Below are 7,794 nucleotides of genomic sequence, written 5' to 3'. Positions count from 1 at the left end.
CTCGGGCTGATGCTCGCCGTGCTCGTCGACGCCACGCTCGTCCGAGTGCTGCTGGTACCCGCGTTCATGCGGCTGGCCGGTCGGGCCAACTGGTGGGCACCGGGACCACTGCGCCGATTCCACGATCGTTTCGGACTGACCGAATCCGACGATGCCGCGGTCGCTGCGGCAATGGTCAAGAGTAGGTAAAGTCGACCTCGGAACTCGGACACCGTGTCGATCGTTGACGTGACAGTCGCTCACGGTGACACCGGACGCCATTGACGGCCATGGGCAGTGTGGACGAATTGATCGAGCCGATCGAACTTAGTGAAGGGACCAGACGGTGCGAGAAAGTAGCAATCCGGTCATGCGGGGCGTACTCCGCGACAACCAGAAGAATGGTGGTTACGCCGGGTTCGGAACCGGGATGGCCGGGGCCGGCCAGGGCGCCGTGATGGGCCAGCAGCTGGGCCAGCCTCAGCAGACCGACCCGTACGCCCGCCCCGGACAGCCGGTCGGCGCACGGTCGATGACCATCGACGATGTAGTCACCAAGACCGCGTCGACCCTGGGCGTGCTCATCGTCACCGCCCTCATCTCCTACTTCCTGATCCACCAGAACGAGGGCCTGGCGATGCCACTGCTGCTCGTCGGTGGCCTCGGCGGTTTCGTCCTCGTCATGATCGCGACCTTCGGTCGCAAGCAGGACAACCCCGCGATCGTGCTCTCGTACGCGGCGCTCGAGGGACTGTTCGTCGGTGCGATCTCGTTCGTGTTCGCCAACTTCGTGGTGGCGGGCGACATCTCGGCCGGGATGCTCATCGGGCAGGCCGTACTCGGCACGTTCGGCGTGTTCGGCGGGATGTTGATCGTCTACAAGACGGGCGCCATCCGCGTCACCCCGCGCTTCACCCGCATGCTGTTCGCCGGTCTCGTCGGCGTCATCGTGCTGATCCTGGCCAACCTGGTCGTCGGGTTCTTCAACGGCGGTGAGGGCCTGGGTCTGCGCAGCGGTGGTCCGATCGCGATCATCTTCTCGCTCGTCTGCATCGGTCTGGCCGCGTTCAGCTTCCTGATCGACTTCGACTCGGCCGACCGTCTCATCCGCGCCGGTGCACCGGCCAAGGCCGCCTGGGGCATCGCCCTCGGCCTGACCGTGACCCTGGTCTGGCTCTACGTCGAGATCCTGCGACTGCTCAGCTACTTCAACTCCGACTAGTCACCGGACACCACGTAGTAGACCTCAGCGGCCCCACACCTTCGGGTGTGGGGCCGCTGTCGTGAGCCGCGATTATTTTCCTTGCGTGCGCGAGTCATACCCGGCGACACTGCTTCCAGCGCACGAAGAGGAGACCCATGACCATCACGCGTACCGACGCGACCGACCGGCTGGCGCGCGACCATGTGCTCGTGATCGGTCTGCTCCTGGTCGCGACGTTCGTCGTGATCCTCAACGAGACGGTCATGAGCGTCGCGATCCCGGTGCTCCAGGAGCAACTCGGCGTCCCACCGAGCGTCGGTCAGTGGCTCACGACGGTGTTCATGCTGACCATGGCGGTCGTGATCCCGCTGACCGGTTTCCTGATCCAGCGGATCGGCACCCGACCGCTGTTCATCACGGCGATGTCGTCCTTCACCGCAGGCACGATCCTCGCGTTCGTCGCACCCGGTTTCGAGGTGCTCCTCGTCGCGCGAGTCGTCCAGGCGGTGGGCACGGCGATCATGTTGCCGCTGCTGATGACCACCGTCATGACGCTGGTCCCGGAGAGCCGCCGGGGCGTGATGATGGGCAACATCTCCGTCGTCATCGCGGTGGCACCCGCACTGGGCCCCACGCTCTCGGGACTGGTTCTCGATCACCTGGGGTGGCGGTGGATCTTCGGCGTGATGATCCCGATCGCCGGTGCCGCACTGGTCGTCGGCGCGGTCTGCGTACGCTCGGTGTCGCCGACGGTGAGCGTGCCGATCGACGTGGTGTCGGTGCCGATGGCGATTCTCGGCTTCGGTGGTCTGGTCTACGGTCTGGTCGGTATCGGTGAGGCCGCCGACCACGGCTCGGCCGTACCCGTGTGGATCCCGTTCACGGTCGGCGTGATCGGGCTGTGCGCCTTCGTCGCCCGGCAGTTGCTGCTGCAGCGGACCGACCGCGCGCTGCTCGACCTCCGCGTGTTCGCCTCCTTCCAGTTCTCGTTGGCGATCGTGGCGATGGTCGTCGCGATGTCCACCATGATGGGCACGTTCATCGTGGTGCCGTACTTCGCCCAGGCCGTCCTCGGCTTCAGTCCGTTGTCGACGGGTCTGCTGACCCTGCCCGGCGGTCTGCTGATGGGCATCGCCGGACCCGTGGTCGGACGGATCTACGATCTGCGCGGGCCGCGCGTGCTCGTGATGCCCGGTGCGGTGTTGATCACCGCCGGGGTGTGGTTGCTCACCACCGTCGACACGACGACCTCGGCCTGGCTGCTGACCGGCGCCAACATGACCCTGTGCCTCGGCCTGGCGGCGACCTTCACCCCACTGATGACATCGGCTCTGGGATCGGTTGCACCGCATCGCTACTCACACGCGTCGGCTGCGCTCGGCACGTTCCAACAGGTCGCCGGCGCCGCCGGAACCGCGCTGTTCATCACGGTGATGACCGTGGTCGCGGCCGACGGTCGGGCTGCGGGCGTGGCGAACGCGGAGGCGATCACCGACGGTGTGCGGACCGTCTTCACCGTGGCCGGTGTCCTGGGCCTGGTGTTGATCGTGATCGTCGCGTTCGTGAGGGCGCCGAAGGCGTCGGTGCACCCCGACATGGTCGACCCCGACGAGACGAGCCCTGCGCCCAAGATCTCGGTGCAGGGCTCGTCGGAGGCGTTGACGCGACTCAGCTGAGGCGCTCGAGCACCATCGCCATACCCTGTCCGCCACCGACACACATCGACTCGATGCCGAAGGTCTTGTCGTGGGTACGCAGGTTGTTGATCAGCGTGGTGGTGATGCGGGCGCCGGTCATGCCGAACGGGTGCCCCAGCGCGATCGCGCCGCCGGAGACGTTCAGCTTGTCGTGGTCGATGCCCAGCTCGGCGGCCGAGCCGAGCACCTGCACGGCGAACGCCTCGTTGATCTCGACCAGGTCGATGTCGGAGATGGTCTTGCCCGACAGGCGCAGCACCTTGCGGATGGCCTCGATCGGGCCGAGACCCATGATCTCCGGCGACAGACCGGTGGCCGCGGTGGCGACGATGCGCGCGAGCGGCGTGAGGCCGAGCTCCTTTGCCTTGGTGTCGCTCATGATGACCAGTGCGGCGGCGCCGTCGTTGAGCGGGCAGGCGTTACCCGCGGTGATCGTGCCGTCGGGACGGAACACCGGCTTGAGCTGCGACACCTTCTCGTAGGTGGTGCCGGCGCGGGGGCCGTCATCGGTGGACACCACGGTGCCGTCGGGCAGTGTGACCGGATCGATCTCGCGCTCGAAGAAGCCCGAGTTGATGGCGGCCTCGGCGCGGTTCTGGCTCTGCACGCCCCAGCGGTCCTGGTCTTCTCGGGAGATGCCGGTGAAGCTGGCGACGTTCTCGGCCGTCTGGCCCATCGGGATGTAGACGTCGGGGATCAGCCCCTCCGCGCGGGGATCGGTCCAGACCGGTGCGCCGCCCTGCGAGTTCTTCTCGGTGCGGGCCTGCGCGTCGGCGTAGATCGGGTTCTTGCTGTTGGGCCATCCGTCGGAATTGCCCAGAATTCCGTAGCTCGAGACGCTCTCCACGCCTGCGGAGATGAAGACGTCACCCTCGCCCGCGCGGATGGCGTGCAGCGCCATGCGGGTGGTCTGCAGCGACGACGAGCAGTAGCGGTTGACGGTCACGCCGGGGACGTGGTCGAGACCGAGCTGGACCGCGACGACGCGGGCGATGTTGAAGCCACCGCCACCGCCGGGCTGGCCGATGCCGAGGTGGATGTCCTCGACGTCGGCGCGATCGAGCTCGGGGACCTTGTCGAGAGCGACCTGGACCATCTGCGCGGCGAGATCGTCGGGGCGGAGGTCCTTGAGCGATCCCTTGACCGCCCGTCCGATGGGAGATCGTGCGGTCGAGACGATGACGGCTTCGGGCATGACGTGACTCCTCGTGTGTGCACAACAAGATTGCGAACCGGACGTTACGCCATGCTCCGACCGGCAGAGCGATCGCTACCGACGGTCGCGTCAGCACGTCGGCGGCGCAATCGGACGGGTATCCCGAGGCGCCGACGGACCCGGACGACCAGGCGGTTGTTCTCGGCGAACTCCGAGACCTCCGGGGGGTCGGGGAGCGGCCCGGTACCCCACTCGCCCAGCGACGCGAGAACCTCGGGCAGCAGGGTCTCGGCGGCGAGCTGATACCCCGCCGCCGACGGGTGGTAGTTGTCCGACGAGAACATTCGGTCGGGCGACGCGAGGAACACCGGCGACAGCAGGTCGGCCAACGGCACCGGGCGCCCGCCCGCGGCCCGCACCTCGTGGGTCTGGGCGGCGGCGAGCCGGAAGCCCCACTGACGCAGAACCGAGCGCAACGGCTGCGGGATGGCCGTCACCACCCCGAGGTCCGGGCACGTGCCGACGATGACCTTGGCGTCGACCTCCACCAGACGACGGACCGCCGCTCCGACCCGCTTCGCGGCGGGGGAGGGCGCGTTGACCGCGGTGATGTCGTTGGCGCCGATCAGGATGACCGCGACATCCGGCGGCCTACCCGCGATGAGCATCGCGTCGACCTGGCCGGACAAACCGCGCGATGTCGCACCGACGATGGCCTTCGTGCTCAACCGGACCGACCGGCCGGTCTCGCGCACCACCATCCGCGTCAGGGCGACGCCGGGGGTCTCGTCGGCCGATTCCGCACCGAGCCCGGCGGCGGTGGAGTCGCCGAACACCATCATGTGGATGTCGGCGCCCACGCTCGGGGTGACCCGGATCGGGCCCGACCCGTCGGGTCGGTAGATGCCGTCACCGTTGGGCGCGTTGTCGGTGCGATGGGGGATGACCGCGCGTGCCGCGCGTGCCTGACCGTTGAGGAAATTCCACGCCGCCCACCCGGCCCCGGCACTGCCCGCGGTGGCCGCGATGGACGCGGTCACGTCGCGGACCACTCGCCGTCGGGATGCTGGCACACCCCGAGCCTATCGGTGCGGGAGAAAGTTCAGCGGGACGCCGCAACCGCGTCGGCGCCGATCTGGAACGATGGGGACATGCGCATCGCAAATCACGTCGTCGACCTCGTCGGCGGCACCCCGCTGGTCCGTCTGAACTCGGTGGTCACGCCGGGGTCGGGACTGGTCGCCGCCAAGGTCGAATACCTCAATCCGGGTGGGTCGTCGAAAGACCGCATCGCCGTCAAGATGGTCGACGCGGCCGAGGCCTCCGGGGAGCTCAAGCCCGGCGGCACCATCGTCGAACCGACCTCGGGCAACACCGGTGTGGGACTGGCGCTCGTCGCCCAGCAGCGTGGTTATCACTGCGTGTTCGTGTGCCCCGACAAGGTCGGCGAGGACAAGCGCAACGTCCTCAAGGCGTACGGCGCCGAGGTCGTGGTGTGCCCGACCGCGGTGGCGCCGGAGGATCCGGGCAGCTACTACAGCGTCTCCGACCGGCTGGTGCGCGAGATCGACGGTGCGTGGAAGCCGAACCAGTACGCCAATCCGGCCGGGCCGCAGAGCCACTACGAGACCACCGGACCGGAGATCTGGGCCGACACCGACGGGAAAGTGACGCATTTCGTCGCGGGCGTGGGCACCGGCGGCACCATCACCGGTACCGGTCGCTACCTCAAGGAGATGTCCGACGGACGCGTGAAGATCATCGGCGCCGACCCCGAGGGATCGGTCTACTCCGGTGGTACCGGTCGGCCGTACCTCGTCGAAGGTGTCGGTGAGGACTTCTGGCCCAGCGCGTACGACCCGTCCATCCCGGACGAGATCATCGCGGTCTCCGACGCCGACTCGTTCGACATGACCCGTCGCCTCGCCCGTGAGGAGGGTCTGCTCGTGGGTGGATCCTGCGGGATGGCGATGGTGGCCGCGCTCAAGGTCGCCGAGCGCGAGGGTCCCGACGCGATCGTCGTGGTCCTGCTGCCCGACGGTGGCCGCGGCTACATGGGCAAGATCTTCAACGACAAGTGGATGAGCAGCTACGGATTCCTGCGCACCCCGCTCGACGGCAAGGACAAGGGCGACCCGTCGGTCGGCGACGTGCTGCGCGGGAAGTCCGGCGCCCTGCCCGACTTCGTGCACACCCATCCGTCGGAGACCCTGCGCGACGCCATCGAGATCCTCCGCGAGTTCGAGGTCTCGCAGATGCCGGTCGTCGGCGCCGAGCCGCCGATCATGGCCGGCGAGGTCGCAGGTGCGGTGACCGAGCGCGAACTGCTCAGCGCCGTGTTCGAGGGTCGCGCGAGTCTCGCCGACCCGGTGTCGTCGTTCATGGGCGAGCCGTTCCCGCTGATCGGCGCCGGTGAGCCGGTGTCCGCGGCGACCAAGGCGCTGTCGGAGTCCGACGCGCTGATGGTGGTCGAGGACGGCAAGCCGATCGGTGTCATCACCCGGCACGACCTGCTCGCCTTCGTCAGTTCCTCCCCCCGGATCGGAGCCTCGTCATGAGTGAACAGCGCAGCCGTGTCGACGCCAGCAGCTGGCAGGGCTTCGGCACCAAGGCCATCCACGCGGGTTACGAACCCGACCCGCTGACCGGTGCGGTCAACGTCCCGATCTACGCCAGTTCCACCTTCGCGCAGGACGGCGTCGGCGGTATGCGCGGCGGGTTCGAGTACGCCCGTACCGGCAACCCCACCCGACAGGCGCTCGAGGGCAACCTCGCCGCGATCGAGAACGGTTCCTACGGTCGCGGTTTCGCCTCCGGCATGGCCGCGACCGACGCGCTGCTGCGGGCCACCCTGCGCCCCGGCGACCACCTCGTGATCCCCAACGACGCCTACGGAGGCACGTTCCGCCTGATCGACAAGGTGTTCACCCAGTGGGGGATCACCTACTCGGTGGCCGCGGTCTCCGACGTCGACGCGGTGCGAGCGGCCATCACACCTGCCACCAAGCTCGTGTGGGTCGAGACGCCCACCAACCCGCTGCTCAACATCGGCGACATCGAGGCGCTGGCCGGCGTCGCGCACGAGGCAGGCACCAAGCTGGTGGTCGACAACACCTTCGCCTCGCCCTACCTGCAGCAGCCGCTGCGGTTGGGCGCCGACGTCGTGCTGCACTCGACGACCAAGTACCTCGGCGGACACTCCGATGTGGTCGGCGGTGCTCTGGTCACCGACGACGAGCAGCTCGACGCCGACCTCGCGTTCCTGCAGAACGGGGCCGGGGCGGTCCCCGGACCGTTCGACGCCTACCTCACCATGCGGGGCATCAAGACCCTCGCGGTGCGGATGGACCGGCACAGTGACAACGCCGAGAAGATCGTCGACTACCTGCAGTCGCATCCCAAGATCGAGTCGGTGCTCTACCCCGGCCTCGAGTCGCACCCGAACCACGCGGTCGCGGCGAAGCAGATGAAGCGGTTCGGGGGCATGATCTCGGTGCTGGTCGCCGGTGGTGCCCCGGCCGCGCAGGAGTTCTGCGCGCGGACCGAGATCTTCACCCTCGCCGAGTCGCTGGGTGGCATCGAGTCGCTGATCGAGCATCCCGCTGCGATGACGCATGCCTCGACCGCCGGGTCGCTGCTCGAGGTCCCCGCGAACCTCGTGCGCCTCTCGGTCGGGATCGAGGACATCGACGACCTGCTCGGCGACGTGGAGAACGCGCTCGGCTGATCTGATCGTGTGCGCGCCGTACGGCTGCGCG

Annotated in this window: 7 protein-coding genes; 5 read left to right on the top strand and 2 right to left on the bottom strand. The window is 68.2% G+C overall.

What is annotated here, in order from left to right; translation table 11 throughout:
* From JHC79_RS12855 to JHC79_RS12845, 3 genes are all read left to right on the top strand, one after another.
* A partial coding sequence (locus tag JHC79_RS12855) for a hypothetical protein (protein WP_296391339.1) occupies positions 1-189 on the top strand: 189 nt, incomplete at its 5' end.
* 136 nt (positions 190-325) lie between these two features.
* On the top strand, positions 326-1,201 hold the full coding sequence (locus JHC79_RS12850; RefSeq protein WP_253659516.1) for a Bax inhibitor-1/YccA family protein: 876 nt from the start codon (positions 326-328) through the stop codon (positions 1,199-1,201).
* A 137-nt stretch (positions 1,202-1,338) separates the two neighbouring features.
* The gene (locus tag JHC79_RS12845; RefSeq protein WP_296391333.1) at positions 1,339-2,859 is read left to right on the top strand and encodes an MDR family MFS transporter; all 1,521 of its coding nucleotides are present in this window, start codon (positions 1,339-1,341) and stop codon (positions 2,857-2,859) included.
* On the opposite strand, the gene JHC79_RS12840 is transcribed toward JHC79_RS12845, so the two are convergent.
* Together JHC79_RS12840 and JHC79_RS12835 are read right to left on the bottom strand one after the other, a co-directional pair.
* Complete coding sequence (locus tag JHC79_RS12840) at positions 2,852-4,075, bottom strand: acetyl-CoA C-acetyltransferase (protein WP_296391331.1); 1,224 nt, start codon at positions 4,073-4,075, stop codon at positions 2,852-2,854. The genes JHC79_RS12845 and JHC79_RS12840 overlap by 8 nt on opposite strands.
* Before the next feature lie 44 nt (positions 4,076-4,119).
* Complete coding sequence (locus JHC79_RS12835) at positions 4,120-5,076, bottom strand: SGNH/GDSL hydrolase family protein (protein ID WP_296391329.1); 957 nt, start codon at positions 5,074-5,076, stop codon at positions 4,120-4,122.
* A 111-nt stretch (positions 5,077-5,187) separates the two neighbouring features.
* Between JHC79_RS12835 and JHC79_RS12830 the strand changes: the two genes are divergently transcribed.
* Both JHC79_RS12830 and JHC79_RS12825 read left to right on the top strand, forming a co-directional pair.
* Complete coding sequence (locus tag JHC79_RS12830) at positions 5,188-6,594, top strand: cystathionine beta-synthase (RefSeq protein ID WP_296391327.1); 1,407 nt, start codon at positions 5,188-5,190, stop codon at positions 6,592-6,594.
* Entirely contained in the window at positions 6,591-7,763 is a 1,173-nt protein-coding gene (locus tag JHC79_RS12825) for a cystathionine gamma-synthase (RefSeq protein ID WP_296391325.1), read from the top strand. Before JHC79_RS12830 ends, JHC79_RS12825 begins: the two co-directional genes overlap by 4 nt.
* Positions 7,764-7,794 lie beyond the last annotated feature (31 nt).

This window comes from Williamsia sp., assembly GCF_016462415.1.
GTDB lineage: Bacteria > Actinomycetota > Actinomycetes > Mycobacteriales > Mycobacteriaceae > Williamsia_A.
The sequence above is the reverse complement of the archived record's forward strand: the minus strand, read 5'-3'. Positions and strand labels throughout refer to the sequence as shown.

Excerpts from the sequence above, each read along its gene's own strand:
- JHC79_RS12825 (WP_296391325.1), top strand. The coding sequence starts at position 6,591 with ATGAGTGAACAGCGCAGCCGTGTCGACGCCAGCAGCTGGCAGGGCTTC.
- JHC79_RS12840 (WP_296391331.1), bottom strand. The coding sequence starts at position 4,075 with ATGCCCGAAGCCGTCATCGTCTCGACCGCACGATCTCCCATCGGACGG.
- JHC79_RS12830 (WP_296391327.1), top strand. The coding sequence starts at position 5,188 with ATGCGCATCGCAAATCACGTCGTCGACCTCGTCGGCGGCACCCCGCTG.
- JHC79_RS12845 (WP_296391333.1), top strand. The coding sequence starts at position 1,339 with ATGACCATCACGCGTACCGACGCGACCGACCGGCTGGCGCGCGACCAT.